The organism is Pseudomonas sp. B40(2017) (assembly GCF_002112855.1).
Lineage (GTDB): Bacteria > Pseudomonadota > Gammaproteobacteria > Pseudomonadales > Pseudomonadaceae > Aquipseudomonas > Aquipseudomonas pharyngis.
Map to the genome: position 1 here is coordinate 44,905 of NZ_NEIT01000011.1, position 22,558 is coordinate 67,462.

The following is a 22,558-nucleotide window of genomic DNA, read 5'->3' on the forward strand; positions in this document are numbered from 1 at the left end:
GATGCAAATCCAAGTTTTTATGGGGAATGCCGGCGACGGCAACACGAACAAGCTGCAGGAGATCATCGATCGCCTGAATGCACTTGGGAAGAGCCAGCCGGTGATTCAAGCCGGGGCTTACGGCGAGGACGGGCTGCTGCAGATTCTTGAAGTTCGTGCTGCAGGTGGCCAGCGCGAAATCCTGGTGGACTCATGCAGCCCACAGCAGATCTTGACCGTACTGGAATGGCAATCCTGTACCGAGGAAGACCCGAATTACGCTGACCTGGTTATTCACCTGGCCCGTCGGGACTGACGGAATAGAAGCGATGTCGAGGAGTTGCAGCTCCCCGACATCAACCACCACTGAGGGCAACACCATGGAAGCGCAGCACCAAAGCAGCAGTGATCCAAAGGCTAACACACTCAACAACAGTGACCCGCACGCTCGGCATTTGATGGCTATCAGAATCGTAGGCACAGCGCTGTTTGACTATCGAGTACGGAAAACTGAAGCAGCGCGGATCCGGCTTGAATGCCTTACCACTTTCGCCAAGGAGTTGGGCGACATCGATGCGGCAGAGTTCGCTGTTGTCGCTCAACTACTGGCAGGCAAATCAACAACAGACCGCCCCCCAATTGATCGAACTTACTCACTCGAAGGTATCGCACTATGAAAACGCTGTTTGTACTGATGGCCCAATACAATGGCCAAGTGGTAATTCCCCTGGATCGAGTGTGCCAGGATTATTTCACGCACCTGACAACGGAAATGTTTCAACGCAAAGTTGGTGCAGGGCAGATAAAGCTCCCGATTACTCGCATGGAGTCGAGCCAGAAAAGTGCGAAAGGTGTTCATATTGCAGACCTGTCGGCCTACCTGGATGAACAGCGCGCTGCAGCAGTCAAAGAAAGTAATCAACTGAATAGCGCGCCGCGCAGCAGCTAATTCACCTCAACGTTTTGGCGCCCAGTTTTACGGGCGCCTGCAGGATGCGCTCGAACCATTCCCAAGTTGCATACACATCCCCTCGTCCGCGCAAGTGGGTATAACGGCGCATTGAGTTCCAGTCTCGATGGCCCGACACGCTCGCCACTCGTGGAATATCCCAATCCATTTCAAAAAGACGACTGACGCCTTCGTGGCGCAGATCGTGAAAGTGCAGATCTTCAATGCCCAGGATTTTGCAGGCCCTTGTCCAGGACGTCGACACGGATTCAGCGCTGTAAGGAAAGATCTCAGGCAACACTTTAGGCATGGTTTGAAGGATCTCCCATGCTTCTGGCGGCAATTGACACCAGACGTCGTTACCGATTTTTTGCCCAGGGTTCTTCATGTCACGAACCAGAACCCGATGGCCTGCTTCATCCAAGTCATCCCACCGGATCCGGGTAATCTCTTCTTGCCTACGCGTGGAAAACAACGCGAATCCAGTCAGCTTTAGCATGTTGATAGAAGTCGGACGACGGCTTTGAATACTCCGAAAGTGCGTCAGCAGTTTGTCGAGTTCTTCCAAGGTGGGCCGGCGATCGCGCTCGCGACTTTTCATGTTGTAACCGAGCTTTTTCAACACTCGGCGGGCGTCCGCCATTGCGTACGGATCCACCTCATACCCCCAAGCGGGCCGAGCTATCGAGAGAACCGCACCCAGGTGTGCGAGATCGTTGCCGGCGGTTTGAGGCTGAACGCCCCCGCCCTCCTTGCCCATGCGCCATAACGCGTATTCGACCAGGTGCTGGCTGCTTACATCTCTGTCGTTCAACTTCCCCAGGTAGCATTCGCTGATCGCCTTCAACGTGCCGAGCTTCGTCTTCCCGAGAGGGCGCGCCTTGGTCATCTCGGCCAAGTACCGATCGATCATTTCCTTAATCGTCGCACCCGGTCGGTTCGCTCGCTCGATCGCACCTGGTACATCCAGTTCGGTTTCTCTTTTACGTACCCAAGCCTGTGCGGCCTGTTTTCGGGCGAAGGTCTGGCTCTCTTGGTAAACTTGCGCCCCATCGCGAAACAGGCGTATCTGTGCCGTGTAACTGGTGCTGCCGTCGGTGCGTTTCCGTGCTCTGATCGTGGCCATAGTCAACTGGTACAATTTGAAAGGTGGTTGGTACATTGTACCAACCGACCTCAGAAAACGCCTATTTACCCCCTGAAACCGGCTTAGAACACGTAGAGCAAAATGGTACAGAATTCAGCTACATACCCAACAAACACCGGCTCTACACTGTCTAGAAGGTTCTCCGTTGCGCCCATGATGGATTGGACTGACCGCCATTGCCGGTACTTCCTACGCATCCTGTCGAAAAACGCCCTGCTCTACACCGAAATGGTCACCACCGGCGCGCTGCTCAACGGCGATCACGAGCGTTTCCTCCGTCACAACGAAGCCGAGCACCCGCTGGCGTTGCAGTTGGGCGGTAGTGTTCCGCTGGATCTGGCCGCTTGCGCGCGCATGGCGCAGGAGCACGGTTACGACGAGGTGAATCTGAACGTTGGTTGCCCGAGTGATCGGGTGCAGAACAATATGATCGGGGCGTGCCTGATGGGGCATCCGCAGTTGGTGGCGGATTGTGTGAAGGCGATGCGGGATGCGGTGTCGATTCCGGTGACGGTGAAGCATCGGATCGGGATCAATGGCCGTGACAGTTATGAGCAGCTGTGCGATTTCGTCGGCACGGTGCGGGATGCCGGGTGCACGAGTTTTACGGTGCATGCGCGGATTGCGATTCTTGAGGGGTTGTCGCCGAAGGAGAACCGTGACATTCCGCCGTTGCGTTATGACGTGGCGGCGCGGTTGAAGGCGGATTTTCCGGAGCTGGAGTTCATTCTGAACGGCGGGATCAAGACGATGGAGGCCTGCCATGAGCATTTGCAGACCTTTGACGGGGTGATGCTGGGGCGCGAGGCGTATCACAATCCTTATCTGCTGGCCGAGGTGGATCAGCAGTTGTTCGGTAGCAGCGCGCCGGTGATCAGCCGGGCGGAGGCGCTGGCGCAGTTGCGGCCTTATATAGCCGAGCATTTGCTGGCCGGCGGTGCGATGCATCACATCACCCGGCATGTGCTGGGCCTGGGCACCGGTTTCCCGGGTGCGCGCAAGTTTCGTCAGTTGTTGTCGGTAGATATCCACAAGGCCAAGGATCCGCTGGCGTTGCTGGATCAGGCGGCGGAGTTGCTGGCGGGTCGTTGATCGATGCTTTGAATATGCGGGCAACGAATGACTGTTGCCCGCTGATGTAATTCTTTTGATGTACTGACAGGATGTCTTTTGTTTATGCCCGCGTTGAATTTCTCTGGTTTCAAGCGTTGCACCCTCCTTGCCTTGTTTTGCGCCACGTCTAATGCCCAGGCCCACTGCGACGGGCTGTGTCTGGGTAACACCGATACGCCATGGGAGGTGACCAAGTTGTCTGGTTTCTCGCTTGCTTCCCTGCTGCTCACGCCTTTTACGGCTTCGCAAGAAACCACCGACAGCCATAAACGCGTTTACTCCGCCGAGGAGCTGGAAGACGCGCGGCTTTATCTAGCCAGCGACGGCATGCTGAAGGCTGCGTATTTCACGTCAGCCTTGCAGCGGTTTCGTCATGAATCGCCCGATACCGAGTTAAGCGACCTCGCCGTCGCTGCGCTGATCAGCAGTCAATGATCAGGCGGCTGCGGCCGCCGTCCAGTTCACCCAGCCGAACTGCCAGGTGGCGAGGATCAGCAAGCCGAAGGCAATGCGGTACCAGGCGAAGGTGGCGTAGCTGTGGTTCGCAATGAACTTCAGCAGGCCGCGCACGGCGATCATCGCGAAGATGAATGCTACGACGAAGCCCAAGGCGAAGACCGGCAGGTCGCTGCTCTGGAACAGTTCGCGGTACTTGTAGCCGGAATACACCGCGGCACCGACCATGGTCGGCATCGCCAGGAAGAACGAGAACTCCGTGGCGGCCTTGCGTGACAGGCCGAACAGCAGACCGCCGATGATGGTGGAACCGGAGCGCGACGTGCCCGGAATCATCGCCAGGCACTGTACGCAACCGATCTTCAGCGCGTCGGCCCACTTCATGTCGTCCACATGGTCGACACTCACTACATGATCGCGCTGCTCGGCCCACAACATCACGATGCCGCCCACCACCAATGCAACGGCAACGGTGATCGGGTTGAACAGGTATTCATGAATCGTGTCGGCGAATAACACGCCGAGAATGACTGCCGGGAAAAAGGCGATCAGCAGATTGCGGGTAAACCGCTGGGCATTGCTTTGGGTCGGCAGGCCTTTGACGATCTCGAAGATCTTCGGGCGAAACTCCCAGACCACGGCCAGAATGGCGCCCAATTGAATAATGATGTTGAACGCCATGGCGCGTTCACCGCCGAATTCCAGCAAGTCGGCAACGATAATCTGGTGGCCCGTACTGGAAATGGGCAGGAACTCGGTCAGGCCTTCTACCGCCCCAAGAATCAGCACCTTGAACAAGGTCAGTAAATCCATTAATCCTCCGTCAGAGCGCTCTTTGCGGGCGCCCTGTTAAATGCATTCAGGCATTGAGTATCTGAAGTAAAACAATTGGCAGATGAACACCCATTGCCCGACTCGGGGACGGAGAATATGTCTTATCAAAAGCCACACTCAAGGCATGTTAATAAACGTCCGTGTGTGAACTTGTCGACGTTATAGCCAAAAGACAGGCCTCCCCATAAAATGTGACCCACCTCACACTGCTCTGATACGTATGCAGTTGAGTGATGGCCAAGGGACATAAAAACAGCTCGCGATAATTACAAAATAGTGGCACCATTCCATATTGCCACCATCTAACGGCATCAATTCCGTTAGTTCACAGCCCCGAAAAAATCAACTAAAAGCTTGAATCGCTTAATTATTGTTAGAAAACTCGGGAGCCACGTCTAAAATTCGTCCAAATGTTACCAATTGTCAGTCACAGATGAGAACCGGTGCTTTAACATCCCGATGTCAGCACCTTTTCGAGTCAATGCATGATGCTCACAGGTAACTTAGCGACTAGAAGCCCGCGCCGCACAAGCGACGAACCAGGTGTTCTCACCCTGGGTCGTACCCGTGGCGTGGCTGAACACTTTAGCGCGCTAATCGCAAAGCATGTGCAGAGCGGTGTGGCTGTTGAAGCCGACGCCTACATTAGTTCATATCAGCACAACGAATATCACGGCCTGTATCGGGCGATCTTCATTATCATCGACAGCCCTCAGGCACTCGAAGATAACCTTGCGCTAGTGGAAAACCTGCGCAACGACAACTTGAAGCCGATTATTTGTGCAGTGATCACGGGGCGCGGCGCCCACAACAAGATCAAGTACTTTCTGGCCGGTGCCGACTTCTGTATCAAACTCAATACCTTGTCCGATGAAAGCGCGGAACTGCTGGGTGAGTTCTTCGACAGCGAAGAATGGCAGCGGGATATCAGCCTGGTGCTGGACCCCACCCGCATCTGCCTCTCGGACACCAGCAAGAAACTGGATATCTCCTTTGCCGAAATGAAGATCCTGCAAGCCTTTGCGCAGACCGGCAATCACATTCTCAGCCACGATGAAATCGCCAGCATCATGGGGCTGAACACCCAATTCTACGACCCTCGGGCGCTGGAAAAATCCATCAGCCGCTTGCGTGGGAAAATCAAGGACGTGTACGGTACGAACGCCATACAGAGCATTCGCGGGTATGGCTATCGTCTGATGAGGGGGTTGATCTCAACCCCTTGATTCAGGGAAAACACTCTTTTGCAGCATACGAGGGAACGTCTGATGCAACGCTTCAAACATCCGCTTTCTCATAGTTTTAACCGCGTCACATATCTAATAAAAAGCTGTCAATTGCATGAGCGCTGCAACACTTAAACATAACAATAAACCATTACTCTAACGCAGACCGAGTGGAACTTATCGAGGCCATCTTTGGGCCCAGACCCTGCCTGATCGATTAATTCCGAGGAAAACATTGCTCGCCTGCCATTATTTTTTCGCCAAATTTGGTGTGTACTTTAGGAGAGAGACATGGAAACCAGCACGACCCTCCCAAGAAAATACTTTGTTGTCGTGACTAACAGCTCAGCGTCGCAACGCGAACTCGAGAGCATTCTCTCCAGTGAGCGTTTCAATTCGTTTGGCACGTCTCAGGCACAAATGTTTATTGAAGGTGTTGCTTCGCCCTCTTCCACTCCGATGCTGATGGAGTTCACTTACCCACGCGGCACAAGGAAGCATGTCGCACGTAGCATCGAACATGATACCCAGCGCATATTGGCCACCCTCGAATCGGAATGGCTGGCAGCACAATCGGCGCATTCATTCCACAATTCCACGGCCATGTCCGAAAACCCCGTTGATACTTCCCGAACGATCGAATCCGACGCGCCCTGCACCCAAGCCTGGCATCTGGACAATGATCAGGGTGCATTGACGAAAGAAGGCGTCGAGATCAGTCTCACCGGGCTTGAAACCGCACTGGTCCGCAAGATGCTGCACCATGAAGATCGCGTTGTCAGTCGCGACGATCTGATTCTCAGCATCGGCCGCGAGCCGGAGCAATACCGGGGACTGGAAATGTGCCTGAGCCGTCTTCAAGACAAATTCAAGAACGCCAGCAACGGTGAACGATTGTTTCGTGCCGTGCGCAATCGCGGTTATTGCCTGATCCAGGAAGTTGTTGCCTAAACAACATCCCCCACTACAAGACAAACAGATACAAGTGCGATTACAAAAATAAAAAAGCACTCTGTTTGGTTTCACTCCTCCCTGGTTATACCCGCCTCCTGACCCCACCTACGATAGCAAACACAATATTGATTATTCACCCCCTGCCTTTCGACCTTTTCTAACGTTTGAATATTGGAAATTTAAATAAGTTGGCACTGTGCCATCTTGTTAGAACTCGTCAGACAGCATCCCCGGCAATAACTTAGTCTATTGACTGACGACAGTTCCGCATTCCGGCGTTGTTACCTCAGGACACTGACTCAAACAACAATAACAAGTCTGCTTAACAACTCGGTTTTCTACTGTCGAAACCTGAACGGACGTCTTTTGGGGATATCGTATGGATCTTTCTCTTCGTATCAATCGAAACACCGGCCTCAAGGGACTGACCTTTTGGGGCCAATGGGCGCTGGCACAGAGTTTCATTGTTTCCCTGTTGTTCATACTGGCCGAACAGCACACGGGCACCGTCGAGTTCTACTATCGGATGTGCACGATCCTGGCCGTACTGGCCTCGGTGCCGGCTTATACCTTCAGCGGCGCGTATCGAAAGCGAGACAATTACCTGACCGGGCTGGGTCGACTGTTCACGGGCTGGTTCATGACCATGGCCGGGCTGGCGTTCATCGCCTTCATTTGCAAGGCCGATGCGCTGTTCTCCCGCCAGGTCATCCTTGAGTGGGCGGTGTACGGTTTCCTCGGTCAGGCGCTGTTGTACGCACCGCTGCATGCGTTCTCGAAGTTCTACCAGCGTTCGCGCAAAAGCGAACACAAGACCCTGATCGTCGGCACTGGCGAACTGGCTCTGGGCCTGGCGAAGAAGTTGAGTCAGCACGAAAACCTGCCGCTGGTCGGCCTCGTCAGCAACGGCGATACCCCGTCGCTGGAAGCGGACGCTCCGCGCGTTGTCGGCGCTCAGGACGAACTGCTCGAGCTAATCCAGACCCACGACATCCGCCGCCTGTACATCACGCTGCCGCTGTCGGAAGCCGCCAAGATCGAAGCCATGTATGTGGACTTGCTGGATGCCAACGTTGACGTGGTCTGGGTGCCGGATCTGAACAGCCTGACGCTGCTCAACCACTCGGTGAAAGTCGTGGACGGTCTGCCGGCGATCTACCTCAACGAAAGCCCGCTGACCAGCCGCCCGACCGCTGCGCTGAGCAAGAGCCTGGTGGAGAAAGCCGTCGCCCTGCTGGCGATCATCCTGTTGAGCCCGGTGCTGCTGGCCGTGGCCCTGGCGGTGAAACTCAACTCGCCGGGCCCGGTGTTCTTCAAGCAGGATCGCCATGGCTGGAACGGCAAGGTGATCAAGGTCTGGAAATTCCGCTCGATGCGCGTTCACGATGACCGTGACGTCAAGCAGGCCAGCCGCAACGATTCGCGCATTACCGCGGTCGGTCGCTTCATCCGTCGCACTTCGCTGGATGAGCTGCCGCAACTGTTCAACGTGCTGCAAGGGCACATGGCACTGGTCGGCCCACGTCCGCACGCCGTGGCGCACAACAACTACTACTCGGGCAAGATCCTCGCCTACATGGCCCGCCACCGAATCAAACCGGGTATCACTGGCCTGGCGCAGATCAGCGGTTGCCGGGGTGAGACAGACACCCTCGACAAGATGGAAAAGCGTGTTGAGATCGACCTGAAGTACATCAACAACTGGTCGCTGTGGCTGGATCTGAAAATTCTGGTGAAGACGCCGTTCACCCTGTTGTCGAAGGATATTTACTGAGACGCAGGGCTTGAGAAAGCAACACCGCAAGGGGACGAAAGTCCCCTTTTTTGTGGGCGGGATTTGGGGGTTGGGTGGGTAGCTTGTGACCCCGGTGGGTCAGTTGATTTGATGTCGGCTGTACTAGCGCCATCGCGAGCAGGCTCGCTCCCACTGGGATGATGAGCGGATCAGGATTTACTATTCACCTCAAACAAATGTGGGAGCGAGCCTGCTCGCGATGGCGGTGGAACACCGCCCGGAGCAACCCCACTCCCACAAGGATGATGAGCGGATCAGGATTTGCTATTCACCTCAAACAAATGTGGGAGCGAGCCTGCTCGCGATGGCGGTGGAACACCGCCCGGAGCAACCCCACTCCCACAAGGATGATGAGCGGATCAGGATTTGCTATTCACCTCAAACAAATGTGGGAGCGAGCCTGCTCGCGATGGCGGTGGAACACCGCCCGGAGCAACCCCACTCCCACAAGGATGATGAGCGGATCAGGATTTGCTATTCACCTCAAACAAATGTGGGAGCGAGCCTGCTCGCGATGGCGGTGGAACACCGCCCGGAGCAACCCCACTCCCACTGACTTCCCGCTCTCCCGAACCTACTCGGTAATCTTCCCGAAGTTGCGGTAGAACATGTCCCCTTCCCGACTGTCGGTCATCGAATGCAGCTGGAAGCTGCGATTGAGCCGCGCGCCACCGTCACGGGTCAGCGGTGCCCACACCAGGTTGGCGCGGCGCATGGTCGACATGCTCATCATTTCGTCGAACGGGATCGACAGGTACAGCCCCTTGTCGAAACTACCCTCGCCATACTCGGCGCTGCCGGCGGTGGTGATGGTCGCCCAGGCGCCAAAGCGCACGCCGTTGAAGAACTCGCGGGAGATATCCACCGTGCCGCCAAAGTCGCCCGCCAGGTAACGCCCGACGCTGACCGCGGCCAGCGTGTCGAACGGCAGGTCAGTGTAGCCGGTAATGTGGCCGGTCCAGACCGAGTAATCCTGCAGGCCGAAACCCTGGTCGAACTCACGCTGACGCACGTAGTTCAGGTCCGCACCGATCGACCAGCGCTTGCCGGTCGGACGAAACAGCACCTCGCCCCCGACCCCGGCGAACATCGACTCCAGATAACCGCCGTAGACCATGCCGTACAAATCCTTGTCCAGTTGCTCGGCGTGGCTGACCTGGAACAGCGGCATGGTGGTGTCCGATGTAGTCAGGTACTGACGCAAGTCGGTACGCACACGCGGCAGGCCACTGGGCGCGTCGTAGGTGAATTTGTCGAAGTTGTTGATCAGGTTCTGACTGAGCAGACCGTTCCACCAGGTGTTGCGGTTGAAGCGGTACTCGGCGTCCAGATCCGCCGTGAACTGATAGAGCAAGCCATCGGGGCCGCCGACGTTCTGTTTGAAGCCCAGACCGACGCCGTAATTGAAGTGCTGCGGCGCTTCGGTGTAGAGGGTTTTCTCGTTGCGCGGCATTGCCGGGTTGATCTCGGTGGTGCGGTGCAGCGATTCCAGCGGTTCTTCGTTGTTGATCACTTCGCGGAAGGTCTGCCGGGGCACGCTGGTTTCTTCCAGCGGCAGGTCGTAGCGCTTGTTGACCACGGTAAACCAGTCGATGTCGTCGTTGACGCTGTTGTCGAGAATCCGGCTCGCACGGCCGACAGCCTTGGGCGAATGGAAATAGCGCTGCTGCTCGCCGTACACGATCAGTTCGGAATCGCGCTGGGTGATGCGCTCGACCTTGTAGCCGGCGTTCCGCTGCAAACGGCGCGACACGTCGGCCCAGTTGACCTCCTCCATCGTCGTGGCCGGCGCCTTCGCCGGCAGCGGTTCGGCCGATGGGTCGAAGGTCTTGGCCGGGGCCTTGCGACTGACGAAATTGGTGTGGAACGTGATGCCGAACATCGCCGTGTTGCCGCGCTCCCAGGCCGCGCTCAGATCGACGGAATCGGTCACCTTGAACACCGCGCCGAGGTTGATCGGCGAGTCCTGCTTGATGATGTTGTCCTTGGGCTCGTGCTTGTAGTCGTTGCCTTCGTATTCGAGTTTAAGGCTGAGGCGGTCCCAAGGCGTCTGGTAACTCACACCGCCGAAAAACGATGGCTTGCCACGAAAGTACGAGCCGGCGTTGACGTCACCGGTGCCTTCCAGATCCGGGCGGGTGTTGAAGCGGTCACTGATCGAACCCAACGGGTTGTCGACATCGCCGCGATTACCGATGTAACCCCAGGCGATGCCGGCGCTGAAATCGAAATTGTCATAGCGCTTGTTGGCCACGAAGAATTCACTGGCAAACAAACCGGTACCGCCGATGTCTCGAAAGCCCAGCGCCACTTCCGGCGCCCAGTGGCTTTCCTGCCACAGCCGGACCTTGGCGTCGACCGCCTTGTCCTTATAGCTCTGGCTGCCGCTCAGCGCTTCGGAACCGTACGGACGGTTGGTGATGGCGGTGTAGCGAAACGAACCTTCCAGCCAGTCGAGCGGCTGCAACGAAACGCTGTATCGGCTGTACGGTTCAGTGCGGTTGGCGTTGACGCTCAACTCACCGGCGGGCGACATGCGCGCGGTCGGGGTCTGCAACAGACCGACGCCGCCAAAATCATTCTGGGTAATGCGTGGCTCGGCATGCACCAGGCCACACGGCAATAACAACACAGCTGCAAAACGCAAATTCAACGAACCACCTCAGCCAACTGCGTGGCAATCAATTCGGCCAACTGCTGATTCAGTTCAGGGACAGGCGGATCCAGATCATCGTTTTTCACCGGCACCAGAATCTTGCTGCCGGCCACGGGCATCTGCCCGCTCTCGCGGTTCCAGTGGGCGATGCCGACCCGCCGCGATTCGCCGTTGGGCTGGATCAGCCACAGATAATCGGCATCGGCGTCCGCCGTCAGCAACGTGCAGCCCTGCAGATATTCGCGGGCCTCCTGCAACGGCTGATAAGGCAGGCGGCACGGCTCGGCGACCGCGCCCAGCACTTCGACTTCGTCGACCCGTTTCGGGTAGATCAGTTGATCGCCATCGTCGAGGCGGATGTTGCGGGCGAAACCGACTTCCACCGCCACCGGATCGAGATCGGCGATCTGCCGCCCGGTCACCGGCATCTGCCGGACCTGCTCGGCCAGGCGCTGTGCCAGCGCCGCACGACTCGGCTTGTCGAACAGCATCGCCATGCGCTGCAGCACGTCCAGATCGAACAGCACGCCGACCTTGAGCCGCGTCTGTTCTTCCAGCAATGACTGACGCAACAGGACGCCCGCCAGCCAGTAGCCTTCGGCATTCGGCACGGCCTCGCCGATCACATCGCGCAAACGTCCGCCCGCCGGCAATTCGATCGGGCCCGGGTTGGCGACATCACCGCTGACGATGACCGCTGCCTCGCTGGCACCGGCAAGCAGCATCAGGCACGCCGAGAGCGCTCTTAGCCGCTTCACGGGACATGCCTGCGGTCAGGGGTCAGCTGCACGATCCTGACCCGCAACTGCGAGGTCAGTTGCTGTTCACTTTGCACAATGAAACCGTCCACCGGATCGACCCAGTAACGGTTGGTCGCGCGCAGGCCGATGGCCGGCGCGTCAATCTGCTCATCGACGCGCAGCACGGAGTATTCCTTGTCGAGAATTTCGAGGGTTTCCAGGGATTTTCGGGAGAAGCGGCTGTTGACGATGATCCCGACTTCCTGGCCCTTGTAGAGGTCGATCCAGCGGCGGCTGGTGTAGCCGTCGGTGATGCGATGCAGACCCTGCTTGAACGGCGAGTCATCGGACAGACGCGTGCCGTCCAGATCACCCTCCACGCCCAGGCCCACAGTGCGCATGGCCAGGCCGTCGCGCATCAGCAGCACCTGCTTGCCGGAGGCGACCCAGAACTGCAGGTCCTCGCGCTCGCGCACCAGCGCCAGCACCCCGGACCCGGACGGCGTGGTCAGTTTGAGCTGGGGATACTTGACCCCCGCGACCTGCTCCGCCGACACGTCCAGTTCATCCGGCCCGATGACGGCGGACTTGAGGTTGTTCAACGAAGCGCTCATCAGCGGATTGCAGCCACTGAGCAACACGGCCGCCATCAGGCACACGCCCACTTTCAACGTTTTCACAGTCGGCGGCCTTATTTGCTGTTGTTACTGTATTCGCTCCAGTTCTTCGCAGCGGAAGCCCCCGTCCCGACAATCGATGCCGACGGCACCAACTGGCTGATCAGGCGATTCCAGCGAGTCACGTTGGCAGGCCCGACGTAGACCACGTCCTGAGGCCGCACTTCGAAGTGCGAGGCGAGCGCCATGGCGGTCGGCGATTCGGCTTCCAGCTGATAGATTTTCGCCGGCTCCACGTCGAGGTTTTCCACCCCGCGAATCACATACACGGCGTTGCCGTTGGAGGTGGTCTGGCTCAAGCCGCCGACCGAGCCGAGCACGTCGGACAGGTTCATGGTGGCGGTCTTGAAGCTCAGCGCACGGGGTTGGTTGACCTCGCCCATCACGTAGATGCGCTTGTTGTCGTTGTACGGCAGATACAGCTGATCGCCTCCCTTGAGGTAGACGTTCTGCAATTCGGAATCCTGCTGATTGAGGGCGTCGAGATTGAGCGGATAAACCCGCCCGTTGCGCGTCAGCATCAGCCCCGACAAGTCGGCATTGTTGGTATCGACACCGGCCGAACCGAGGGCCTCGACCACGCTCAGCGGGTTGGTCGAAATCGCCTGGGGGCCGGCCTTGGTGACGGCGCCCGAGACCACGACTTTCTGGCTGGCGAAACGCAGCACCGCGACATCCACTTGCGGCTCGGCAATGAACGCCGAGAGACGTTGCTCGATGTCCGAACGCAGTTGCTGGATGGTTTTGCCGGCGGCCTGGACTTCCTTGATGTACGGGTAATACAACGTGCCGTCGGAACGCACCAGACGGCCGTTGGCGTCGATCTGCTGTTGCGCACCTGAAGGGGCGGTCAGCTCAGGGTGATCCCAGACCGTGATGTACAGCACATCGTTGCTGCCGATGCGGTATTCGGCCGGGGTCGCCAACAACTCTGCCGGCACCGACTCACGCTTGTACGTGGCGCGGTTCATGGCGATGAGCTTGGGGGTGATCGGAATGAGCTCGACCCGGCTGCTTTCGCTGGCGCCCTGGCGCGTGATGCTACTGGTGCTCAGGTACTGGCCGGGGGAGAACATGCAACCTTGCAAAGCGATACTTGCCAACAATAAAAGAGAAAAACGACGGGTCATAATGGCACTACGCTATTCAAGGGCGAATCCAAAAACAAAGTCACCCGACTTTCGTCGGGCGACCCTGTACTGCACCAACAGATACTTCAGTTAGTTGTGCGTGCCGGTTGTACCCGTGGTACCGGTGGTACCCGTTGTACCGCCGTTGGCACTTCCACCACTGTTGGACGCCGCTACAGCACTGGCGACCATGGCAGTACTGGCAGCAGGCGCTGTAGAAGCCGCGACACTGCCAGATACATTGGTCACTGCTGTAAGCGGCGCTTCAGCTGCGGAGGCCCAGTTGCTCAACATCGTCAACAGGGCGATCGCCATCACTTTCTTCATATCAACTCCTTTCTAACATCGCACCTGAACATCGGGTGTTGGTTAGAGGTGGTAGAGTTCAAGTCGCAAAAAGCGCGAACAAGATCCGTTGTTCTTTCACAGTCTTACGCAACTGATAAAAGTCGAACGGCAGGTTTATATCTACGGACTTGCAAAAGGCATTGCCAGTCTAATTTCCCGACGATATCTAACAACCTGACTGAAACTAACATTGCACTAAAACGCCATCATCCCTGATAACCCCGTGGATGATTCGATTGCCAGCGCCAGGTGTCGGTGACCATGTCCTGCAAGTTGCGTGTGGCTTTCCAGCCGAGTTCCTTCGCCGCTTTCGAGGCGTCGGCCCAGCTCTCGGCAATGTCCCCGGAACGCCGTGGCATTACCCGGTAAGGCACCGGTTGCCCACAGGCCTGTTCGAAAGCCCGCAGCACCTGCAACACGCTGTAGCCGTCGCCGGTGCCGAGGTTCCAGGTATGAATGCCGGTACGGTCGGCGATGGTTTGCAGGGCTTTCAAGTGCCCGTCCGCCAGATCGACGACGTGGATGTAATCACGCACGCCGGTGCCGTCGACCGTCGGGTAGTCGTCGCCGAAGATCGACAACTCCTTGAGGCTGCCGACCGCCACCTGGCTGATGTAAGGCACCAGATTGTTGGGAATGCCGTTGGGGTCTTCGCCCATCTGCCCGCTGTGATGCGCGCCGATCGGGTTGAAGTAGCGCAGCAGCGCGATGCTCCAGCGCGGTTCGGACTGGCACAGGTCGCGCAGCACGTTCTCGACGATCAGCTTGGACTGGCCGTAGGGATTGGTCGGAGTGCCGGTCGGGAAATCCTCGCGGATCGGCATCTGCGCCGGCTCGCCATACACCGTGGCGGACGAGCTGAACACCAGCCGGAACACCCCCGCCGCTGCCATTGCCTGGCACAGCGTGATGCTGCCGCTGACGTTGGTTTCGTAGTATTCGAGCGGCTTGCGCACGCTCTCGCCGACAGCCTTGAGCCCGGCGAAGTGCAGCACGGCATCGATGGCGTGCTGCTGGAAAATCCGGTCCAGCAGGGCCCGGTCACAGACATCCCCGCGAATCATCAGCGCACTTTTGCCGCAAATGGCTTCCACCGCGTGCAAGGCGGCGTCGCTGCTGTTGCAAAGATTATCCAGAACTACAACTTCATAACCTGCTTCAAGTAGTGCAAGTGTGGTGTGCGAGCCGATATAGCCGGCGCCACCCGTTACCAGAATCTTCATAGCGCGGTCCATAGTGGGAAAAGTGCCAACTCGCGTGTCAAGCGCTGTTTGTTTAATGTGTGTCTTGATTCACACAAACAGCGCGACAACAACCAGAAACAAAAACAGTTCAATCACTGGCTATAAATATTTTTACAAGCCAAACTGTATTGCCTGGTACTTATTAGCACTCCCGCGCATTCATCACTATCAACGGATGCCGACTAAAAATAACCAATAACTGTCAAACCGACATCTCATAACATTGTCGTGTTTTACACTCATTGCTATTTGCCACTCATCTCCCGAGTCAGGTATTAAAGTACAGCTTCAATAACTTGCAAACCTTTCGTTATTGCAATAAACGATGGCAGTGCGCCATGAATGACCAGGAAACTTTTATGATCCGTAAATGTTTGTTCCCCGCTGCCGGTTATGGCACGCGTTTCTTGCCGGCCACCAAAGCCATGCCTAAAGAGATGCTGCCGATCGTCAACAAGCCGTTGATCGAATACGCCGTTGAAGAAGCACGGGACGCCGGCCTGCAACACATGGCCATCGTCACCGGCCGGGGCAAGCGCGCACTGGAAGACCACTTCGACATCAGCTACGAACTCGAACACCAGATCCGTGGCACCGAGAAAGAGAAGTTCCTGGCCGGCACTCGCGAGCTGATCGACACCTGCACCTTCTCCTACACCCGTCAGGTGGAAATGAAAGGCCTGGGCCACGCGATTCTCAGCGGCCGCCCGTTGATCGGCGACGAGCCGTTCGCCGTGGTGCTGGCGGACGACCTGTGCCTGAACCTCGAAGGCGACGGCGTACTGACGCAGATGATCGAGCTGTACAAGAAATTCCGCTGCTCGATCGTCGCCATCCAGGAAGTCCCGCGCGACCAGACCCACAAGTACGGTGTGATCGCCGGCGAGGCTATTTCCGAGGGCATCTACCGGGTCAACCACATGGTGGAAAAACCGGCTCCGCAGGACGCACCGTCGAACCTGGCGATCATCGGCCGCTACATCCTCACGCCGGACATCTTCGACCTGATCGCCGACACCGAGCCGGGCAAGGGCGGCGAAATCCAGATCACCGACGCCCTGATGAAACAGGCGCAGAACGGCTGCGTGCTGGCCTACAAGTTCAAGGGGCTGCGCTTCGACTGCGGCGACGCCGAGGGTTACCTGCAGGCGACCAACTTCTGCTACGACAACGTCTACCTGAAGGGCCGCTGAGCGGCCCCCACTGATTCATTGCAGCACGCACATCCAACGAGGCAACCATGAACATTGCACAACATTCCGCAGAGATTGAACGTGAGGTGGACAACCTCGGGGTGATGAGCTGGTTATCCCGCCATCAGCCATTGCCCAGCGCCAATGGCCCGTGGCTGGGCACCCTGCTGCTGGTCGACCGCCTCGGCGTGTTTCCCTCGTCCGGGGACATACGTCGAGCGATGCGCGATCCCTATCCCCTGCTCGCCCACCTGAAACGGATCTACGGCGAGCAGGCGCTGGAGGTCGATGACCGCGACGGCCTGAAGATGATCTTCAGCGACTGGCGTTTTCGGGTGCGGATCTGCTGCAACGACCCGGCGATCATCGTCAATGTGGAAACCCGTTGCGTGACGCAGTTGATGCCGCAGAAAACCGCAGAGCTGCTGAGCCATCTGGATCTGTTCGACAACTGACGGCTACTTCGAAGTCTCGCCACAGTTGTCCTGTGGCGAGACTTTTTGTTGCCCGCCCACGACCCAACGATAGAAGTAATCGGCAATCACCCGCCCGCCCGTGGCCGGCAGCGGATGAATCTTGTCCGGTCCGATCATGGCCGCCGCGTAGCGTTTGACGTCGGTGCCAAACGCACATTGCAGGTTGGCATAACCCAGACGCTGCTCACGGGCCCAGGGCTCGATGACCTGCGCATAAGCCGACATCGGATACGCACTGGAGCGGGTGGTGTCCTGGCGCAGGATCAGGTTGATGCTCGCCGCCGGTTGAATCTCGCGGAGCATGCCGACCAGCCCCTGAACGTTATGCAGATACTGCTCAGGCTTCACGCCAAAACCCTGATCGTTGCCACCGAGCATGATCAGGTAAATGTCTGCGGGAATCTTCGAAACCACGGCTTTCCACTGCGCCTGCCAGCGGGCATCGTCGTGGTAGAAATCAGCGGACGCCGCGCCGGACGCCGCCAGTTTCGAGACCCGAACCCCGTTCTGATCGTTGCTCAGCCACAGCCCGAACAGGGTCGGTGCGCCTTTCACCACTTCCAGCCTGAAGGCCCAATCGGTGGCGGCCGACGTACCGGGCAGCGGGACTTCCTGTACGCCCTCGCCCGCGAGTTTCAACGGCTGCCAGTCGGCGGAGGGTGACCAGCGATAACGCAACTCACTGGACTCACCGTTGCCGAGGTAAAGCAGTTTCGCCTGGGTGACCGCGGTGTTGATGGCAGGCGTCGGGCTGGCCTCGACTTGCAGCCAGGCGCCGGGGCGCCCGGTCACCGTGCGGCTGTCGGGGCTGGCCTGGCCGAGGCCGGAGACCTGCCAGTCGCCGCCGAAGTATTTTTCGCTGCTGCGGGTGTATTTGAAATGCGTGCCGCCGAGCGCTGCGCCGTGATTGAACCCGACATACCCCGGCCCGGCAAACCCGACCTCCCCGGCCACGCGCTGCACCAGTTTGTTCAGGTAGAAATCCTGCCCGGCGCTGTAGCTGTCGCCGATCACCGAGATCGACAACACCTTGCCGGCCTTGCCTTCGCGCCACTGGCCAAACCGCTCGCGAGCGTCGCCGACCTGCACCACCGACGCCGCCACCGGCGGCACATCATCAACAGCCAGCATGGATCGCTTCCTTCATCGGGTCTGCGCCACCGGAGCGATGGTCGCCGCCGGTTTCTTTTTCGTCGCCGCACGTTCGCCGAGAAACAGCACGGAAGTGAAGTTGAACCGACTGAAAATCATCGACAACACCACCGGCCCGAGCAAACCACACGTCAAACCGCAGAACACCAGCACGCTTTCGTCTTTCACACCCAGGCGGCCGAGGATCGAACGCGACGTAGCGGCGAACAATACGTGAAAGAGGAAAATCGCGTAGGAGTAACCGCCAAGCCAGGTCAGCGTCTTCGAGCGCATGTCACTCGACAGTAACGCGATGCAGGATACGCAGCCCACCGTCAGGCCGATCAGGCTGCGGCGGTCGACAATCAGCTCGCGATCCACCGCCGCCACGTACAGCAGCGTCAGCGAGATCAGCACAAATACCAGCGGGCCGATCACCTTGAACGTCTGCTTCAGCTCGCTGACTTTCTCTTGGCCGATCATGCCCGCCACGAAGAACGGCAGCAGATAAATCGCCCCGTTGATGCCGAACGCGTCCACGGGAAACGGCGGCAACAGGAACACCGCCGCCGCGAAGGCGAACAACAGGTACAGGCGCGTCGGTGTACGCAACAAACCGCGCCACTCCAGCAGGCCGACGAACATGAAAATGATGAACACCGCCTGCAGAAACCAGAAGTGGTTGATCGGCACGTAGAACGACAACAGCGCATCCATCACGCTGACGTCCTTGTTCACGCCCGGCCCCACCGCCTGCAATACCGAGAACGGCACCCCCACGCAAAACAGCGGCACGATCAGGCGCCGCACCTTGCCGCTGAAGAACGCGGAAAAGTCATTGCCGCGAATCTTGTAGAGGGAATAGATGTAGCCGGAGATGAAGGTGAACAGCGGCATCCGCACGTACACCATCGAATCGGCGATCACCCGGAACGGCGAGCCGATGTCGATTTTCAAACCACCGCCCAACGGCCCGATCACGTGATAGAGCACCAGCAACAGGCACGCCAGGCCACGCAGGGTTTCGATCTCCAGGGACTTTTTCTTGCTCGACATAAAGCACCCGCCTCAATTCAGAATTCTTGATTCAACCTGCACCGGTTTGTTCGCCCGCAACATCAACCCCAGGCCCACGAACAGCACCGGCACCACCATCGAAAAGTGCCGGGCGAACGAGCCGAAGTCCGGTTCGAACAAGCCCTGAACCAGCAGAAACGCCAGCGGAATCGCGATCAGTTCCTTGGGTTTGGTCTGGATCGGCGCGCCCTTGTAATCGGTCGAGGTGATGACTTTGAACAGCAGCAGCGCGGTCATGATCATCAACGCCACGAAGATCACCTGGCCCGGCCCCGACAGCAGGATCAGCTCAACGGGAAACGACAAGCGGAAGAAAATGATCATCGAGTCCAGGGCCTGCGAGACGAAGTCGCTGCCGCTGAGCCACGAGACGATCAGCGATTTGGAACCCTCCTCGCCCGCCGTGCGCAGTTCGTTGTTGCTGGCACGAATCGACGACACCGGAAAGCCCAGCGCCAATTGGATCGCCATTGCAACTGCGAGATAGAACAGGAACAGCATCAGGAAGAAGGTGGTGCGCGAGACGTATTTCTTCATCACGCAGACGCCGACCCAGGACAGCGAAAACAAAATCCAGTAGGGCCGGATCAGCACGCCGTAGATCACCGCCGAAAGGAAAAATCCGCCGCGATATTTGCGCGTCAGCGAGCTGAACAGAATGCTCAGCACCGCCACCGACACGATGATTTCCTTGGTCAAGTTTTCCAGAAAAAACGAACGGACGATGCCCCACAGGCACAGGGTTCCGAAGATGGTCAGCGGCATGCGCCGGAACACCACCACGGGAATGGCCGTGAGGAAAAAGTTGCAGAACATCCCGTAGGCCCAGGCGTTGGTCAGGTTGATCCCGGTGGGCCGCAGCAGGAACGCCGAACATTCGTAGGACGAGCGATCCGGCGAGAACGGGTTCCAGAAATTACAGTTGTCGGCCCGGGCATAGGACGACCACAGGGTCATCGCGTCCGGGCCCGGATCGCGCGGCACCAGCAGCGGCATGGCCACCGACAGAAACAGCCCGGTGAACAGGATCAGGAACGACAGCGACGAATCGAGACGGCGACCACGAAACTCGATGCACGGCAGTTTCAGGCCCATGACACGACAGCCTTTTTCGCGCGCGTGGCACGGGTCAGCAGCGCGATCACGGCAAGCTGCACGATGATCGCGAAGACGTTGCCCCAGGCCGCGCCGTAGATCGACCAGTGCTTGATCAGCAGGTAACTGACCGGCACTGAAACCAACAGGCAAATGGCCGCACTGGCGAGGGACACCCGACTGTTTTTCGAAGCGATCAACCCGCCCCAGACGATGTCGCCAATGGCGCGCAGGGCGAAGGAGAAAATCAGCACGCCGAGGATGCCGTTGTCCGGACGCGGAACACTGGTGGCGACGTAATCGAGCACCACGTTGAAGAACAGATAAATGCCCACCGCGACCGCCGCCGACACCACCAGCGAACGCGCGACCCACTTGTTCACGAACAACTGCCGGACCGTGAACGGTTGCTGATCGGCCTGATAACGCTTGGCGAGCAGCGGAATGCCGACCACCGCCACCACCGCGTAGGACAGCGCCTGCAAGGTGTTGGCCGCCGACCACGCGTACACGTATTTACCGAGGCTGGCGTAGGGTTCGAAGTCGATGATCAGAAAGCGCTCGGCGTACTGACTCAGCGCGATCAGGCCAGTGCCAAGGTAAAACGGCAACCCGGCTTTCCACACGGCGGCGGTGGCCAGCGTCCCCTCTTCCCGCCCGCGATGAACATTCACCACGATCAGGTAACCGGCGACAATCACCAGCACGTTGGCGATGACCCACAGCCACAACACACTGGCGATTGCGGACACCCAGCCGAGTGCCATGCCGCCCACGGCCAGCAGCGCCCAGAGCCCGGTCTTGATGAAGAACAGCAACGCACCCGCCGTGGCTTTCTGCGCGGAAAACACGAACGAGTTGATCTCGAACGACAGGTGTTCGGTGAGCAGCACCAGCGTCACGCAGGCGATCAGCGCGGCCGTCGCTTCCACCGACTGGAACAGCGAATAAATCACCACCGTCAGCACCGACAACGCCAGGCCCACGGCCAGGTACAGCAGCAGCACTTTGTCCACGACCCGGCGCGAACTGCCGCCCACGCTGATCAGCCGGTTGATCTCGGAACTGAAACCGACGCTGTAGAACTTCGACGCGATCAACGACGCCGCGACCACCACGCCGTAAAAACCCAGCGCCTCGTAACCGAGGTAATGGGTGATGGCGAGCACCAGCAGGAACTTCGCGCCCAGTGCCCCGCCGCGCAGCAACAGCCGGAATATCATCGAATGACGCCCTTGATGATGTCGTCCATGGCCACGGTTTTCGCCTCGATCTCGCGGCAGGTGTCGGTCAGGCGTTTGCCGAAATTCGACAGGGCGTCCGGTGCGTAAACCGTGTCGATGATGGTGTCGACATTGATATCGCCGCCGTTGATGACCCAGTCCTCGACGCCCATGTCCTGATAGGCGCCGAAGCCTTTGCGTTCGTAGCTGATGTGGTACGCCGGCACACCCGAGAGCAGCGATTCGATCGCGCCGTGCAGGCGTACGGAAATCACCAGGTCCGGTTGGTATTTGGCCAGCGTTGCCTTCAGCGGCAACAGGTCTTCGGTGATGCCCAGCTCGCGGTAAAACGCGCCGTCATCGTTACCACGCACGGCGCTCTGTACGGCGCAGACCACTTTGCTTTTGTTCTTCAAGCGCTGCAGCAGCACCTTCAGGTTGGCCACGTAGGCGAGCTTCTTTTCCTTGCTCCATGCCGGCGGTTTGCGCAGCACCACGCACACCGTGGCCGGGGTCGAGGCACAGCGGGTGAACTTGGGTTGCTGGAGGATCTTGCCGGCCAGGGCCTGCACCGCGAGGTCCGGCGCGCGGTAGACATTTTCACAAGCATCGAACAGCGCCGAGGACCGGTTATCGCGCACGAACACCGCGTCGGCGCTGGCGTAGTGGCCGACGATCTTGTCGCTGTCGCCGTGAAACGGCCCGATGCTTTGCGGCAGGTACACCGACGGCACTTTGCTGAGGATCGCGGTTTCCAGTTGCTTGGCGTGACCGAGTTTCAGCTTGATGTGCTCGAAGGCGCTCTTCGAGCGCATGTAGCCGCCGCCAACGCCGACGATCAGATCGGTCTTCTTCAGCAGATCCGCCAGCCCCGCGTAGGACTGATTGAGGAACACCGCCTGCTTGACCCGGCCCAAGCCCTTGGCCGCCATGACTGGCGCATCGAAGCGCGGGTGCGGCAGGTACTTGAAAGAGTCCGGATCGGAAGCAACCACACTGATCGCGGTGTCTTCGCCAAAGTTGCGCTGCACCAGCGCAATGGCCAGATCGACCAGCAGACCATCGCCGGAGTTGGAGGCACTGTAGCCATGCAAAATCGTTACGTTCATGAGCGG

23 protein-coding genes are annotated in these 22,558 nt (G+C 58.4%); 10 read left to right on the forward strand and 13 right to left on the reverse strand.

Annotated features, from left to right (window positions below; genetic code table 11):
* Nucleotide 1 precedes the first annotated feature (1 nt).
* From CAF76_RS26825 to CAF76_RS26835, 3 genes are all read left to right on the forward strand, one after another.
* Nucleotides 2–295, forward strand: a complete 294-nt coding sequence (locus CAF76_RS26825; protein ID WP_085649276.1) for a hypothetical protein — start codon at nucleotides 2–4, stop codon at nucleotides 293–295.
* 64 nt (nucleotides 296–359) lie between these two features.
* Nucleotides 360–656, forward strand: coding sequence for a hypothetical protein (locus CAF76_RS26830; RefSeq protein ID WP_085649277.1), 297 nt, complete (start codon nucleotides 360–362; stop codon nucleotides 654–656).
* Nucleotides 653–928 carry a pyocin activator PrtN family protein gene (locus CAF76_RS26835; RefSeq protein ID WP_085649278.1) on the forward strand — a complete coding sequence of 92 codons (276 nt, stop codon included), beginning with the start codon at nucleotides 653–655 and terminating at the stop codon, nucleotides 926–928. Before CAF76_RS26830 ends, CAF76_RS26835 begins: the two co-directional genes overlap by 4 nt.
* 1 nt (nucleotide 929) lies before the next feature.
* Here the strand turns inward: CAF76_RS26835 and CAF76_RS26840 are convergent, their stop codons facing one another.
* Entirely contained in the window at nucleotides 930–2,054 is a 1,125-nt protein-coding gene (locus tag CAF76_RS26840) for a site-specific integrase (protein ID WP_085649320.1), read from the reverse strand.
* Nucleotides 2,055–2,156: 102 nt separating this feature from the next.
* On the opposite strand from CAF76_RS26840, the gene dusA reads away from it, so the two are divergent.
* Both dusA and CAF76_RS26850 read left to right on the forward strand, forming a co-directional pair.
* Nucleotides 2,157–3,167: a tRNA dihydrouridine(20/20a) synthase DusA gene (dusA, locus tag CAF76_RS26845; RefSeq protein ID WP_085649279.1), complete on the forward strand. Its 1,011-nt coding sequence runs from the start codon at nucleotides 2,157–2,159 to the stop codon at nucleotides 3,165–3,167.
* Nucleotides 3,168–3,251: 84 nt separating this feature from the next.
* Entirely contained in the window at nucleotides 3,252–3,623 is a 372-nt protein-coding gene (locus CAF76_RS26850; RefSeq protein WP_039772759.1) for a DUF2388 domain-containing protein, read from the forward strand.
* Here the strand turns inward: CAF76_RS26850 and CAF76_RS26855 are convergent, their stop codons facing one another.
* Nucleotides 3,624–4,457, reverse strand: a complete 834-nt coding sequence (locus tag CAF76_RS26855) for an undecaprenyl-diphosphate phosphatase (RefSeq protein WP_007951638.1) — start codon at nucleotides 4,455–4,457, stop codon at nucleotides 3,624–3,626.
* A gap of 506 nt (nucleotides 4,458–4,963) precedes the next feature.
* Between CAF76_RS26855 and CAF76_RS26860 the strand changes: the two genes are divergently transcribed.
* The 3 genes from CAF76_RS26860 (at nucleotide 4,964) to CAF76_RS26870 (ending at nucleotide 8,432) form a co-directional block, all read left to right on the forward strand.
* Nucleotides 4,964–5,704: a winged helix-turn-helix domain-containing protein gene (locus CAF76_RS26860; RefSeq protein ID WP_039772760.1), complete on the forward strand. Its 741-nt coding sequence runs from the start codon at nucleotides 4,964–4,966 to the stop codon at nucleotides 5,702–5,704.
* Nucleotides 5,705–5,995: 291 nt separating this feature from the next.
* On the forward strand, nucleotides 5,996–6,655 hold the full coding sequence (locus CAF76_RS26865) for a helix-turn-helix domain-containing protein (protein ID WP_085649280.1): 660 nt from the start codon (nucleotides 5,996–5,998) through the stop codon (nucleotides 6,653–6,655).
* A gap of 382 nt (nucleotides 6,656–7,037) precedes the next feature.
* A complete protein-coding gene (locus CAF76_RS26870; RefSeq protein ID WP_085649281.1) occupies nucleotides 7,038–8,432 on the forward strand; it encodes an undecaprenyl-phosphate glucose phosphotransferase in 1,395 nt (464 codons plus the stop codon).
* Nucleotides 8,433–9,027: 595 nt separating this feature from the next.
* Here CAF76_RS26870 and CAF76_RS26880 read toward each other — a convergent pair.
* The 6 genes from CAF76_RS26880 to galE all read right to left on the reverse strand — a co-directional run bounded on the left by CAF76_RS26880 (nucleotide 9,028) and on the right by galE (nucleotide 15,227).
* Entirely contained in the window at nucleotides 9,028–11,106 is a 2,079-nt protein-coding gene (locus tag CAF76_RS26880) for a YjbH domain-containing protein (protein WP_085649283.1), read from the reverse strand.
* Nucleotides 11,103–11,867, reverse strand: a complete 765-nt coding sequence (locus CAF76_RS26885; RefSeq protein ID WP_371855520.1) for a capsule biosynthesis GfcC family protein — start codon at nucleotides 11,865–11,867, stop codon at nucleotides 11,103–11,105. The genes CAF76_RS26880 and CAF76_RS26885 overlap by 4 nt, the downstream gene beginning before the upstream one ends.
* Complete coding sequence (locus CAF76_RS26890) at nucleotides 11,864–12,529, reverse strand: YjbF family lipoprotein (protein ID WP_085649284.1); 666 nt, start codon at nucleotides 12,527–12,529, stop codon at nucleotides 11,864–11,866. Before CAF76_RS26890 ends, CAF76_RS26885 begins: the two co-directional genes overlap by 4 nt.
* 11 nt (nucleotides 12,530–12,540) lie before the next feature.
* Nucleotides 12,541–13,656 (reverse strand): polysaccharide biosynthesis/export family protein, encoded by a 1,116-nt coding sequence (locus CAF76_RS26895; RefSeq protein ID WP_172829496.1) that lies wholly within the window; start codon nucleotides 13,654–13,656, stop codon nucleotides 12,541–12,543.
* Between the two features lie 90 nt (nucleotides 13,657–13,746).
* A complete protein-coding gene (locus CAF76_RS26900) occupies nucleotides 13,747–13,983 on the reverse strand; it encodes a hypothetical protein (protein ID WP_003226528.1) in 237 nt (78 codons plus the stop codon).
* Nucleotides 13,984–14,210: 227 nt separating this feature from the next.
* Nucleotides 14,211–15,227 (reverse strand): UDP-glucose 4-epimerase GalE, encoded by a 1,017-nt coding sequence (gene galE / locus CAF76_RS26905; RefSeq protein ID WP_039772766.1) that lies wholly within the window; start codon nucleotides 15,225–15,227, stop codon nucleotides 14,211–14,213.
* A gap of 380 nt (nucleotides 15,228–15,607) precedes the next feature.
* On the opposite strand from galE, the gene galU reads away from it, so the two are divergent.
* Together galU and CAF76_RS26915 are read left to right on the forward strand one after the other, a co-directional pair.
* Nucleotides 15,608–16,441, forward strand: a complete 834-nt coding sequence (galU, locus tag CAF76_RS26910) for a UTP--glucose-1-phosphate uridylyltransferase GalU (RefSeq protein ID WP_007951629.1) — start codon at nucleotides 15,608–15,610, stop codon at nucleotides 16,439–16,441.
* 47 nt (nucleotides 16,442–16,488) lie between these two features.
* The gene (locus CAF76_RS26915) at nucleotides 16,489–16,896 is read left to right on the forward strand and encodes a mannose-1-phosphate guanylyltransferase (RefSeq protein ID WP_085649285.1); all 408 of its coding nucleotides are present in this window, start codon (nucleotides 16,489–16,491) and stop codon (nucleotides 16,894–16,896) included.
* 3 nt (nucleotides 16,897–16,899) lie between these two features.
* On the opposite strand, the gene CAF76_RS26920 is transcribed toward CAF76_RS26915, so the two are convergent.
* Genes CAF76_RS26920 through CAF76_RS26940 form a run of 5 tightly spaced genes read right to left on the reverse strand, consistent with a single transcriptional unit; the run spans nucleotide 16,900 to nucleotide 22,552 of the window.
* On the reverse strand, nucleotides 16,900–18,048 hold the full coding sequence (locus CAF76_RS26920) for a GDSL-type esterase/lipase family protein (protein ID WP_085649286.1): 1,149 nt from the start codon (nucleotides 18,046–18,048) through the stop codon (nucleotides 16,900–16,902).
* Between the two features lie 12 nt (nucleotides 18,049–18,060).
* A complete protein-coding gene (locus tag CAF76_RS26925; protein ID WP_085649287.1) occupies nucleotides 18,061–19,104 on the reverse strand; it encodes an acyltransferase family protein in 1,044 nt (347 codons plus the stop codon).
* 12 nt (nucleotides 19,105–19,116) lie between these two features.
* Nucleotides 19,117–20,220: a hypothetical protein gene (locus tag CAF76_RS26930; RefSeq protein ID WP_085649288.1), complete on the reverse strand. Its 1,104-nt coding sequence runs from the start codon at nucleotides 20,218–20,220 to the stop codon at nucleotides 19,117–19,119.
* Nucleotides 20,211–21,443, reverse strand: a complete 1,233-nt coding sequence (locus CAF76_RS26935) for a polysaccharide biosynthesis C-terminal domain-containing protein (protein WP_085649289.1) — start codon at nucleotides 21,441–21,443, stop codon at nucleotides 20,211–20,213. The genes CAF76_RS26930 and CAF76_RS26935 overlap by 10 nt, the downstream gene beginning before the upstream one ends.
* Nucleotides 21,440–22,552: a polysaccharide pyruvyl transferase family protein gene (locus tag CAF76_RS26940; protein WP_039772772.1), complete on the reverse strand. Its 1,113-nt coding sequence runs from the start codon at nucleotides 22,550–22,552 to the stop codon at nucleotides 21,440–21,442. Before CAF76_RS26940 ends, CAF76_RS26935 begins: the two co-directional genes overlap by 4 nt.
* Nucleotides 22,553–22,558 lie beyond the last annotated feature (6 nt).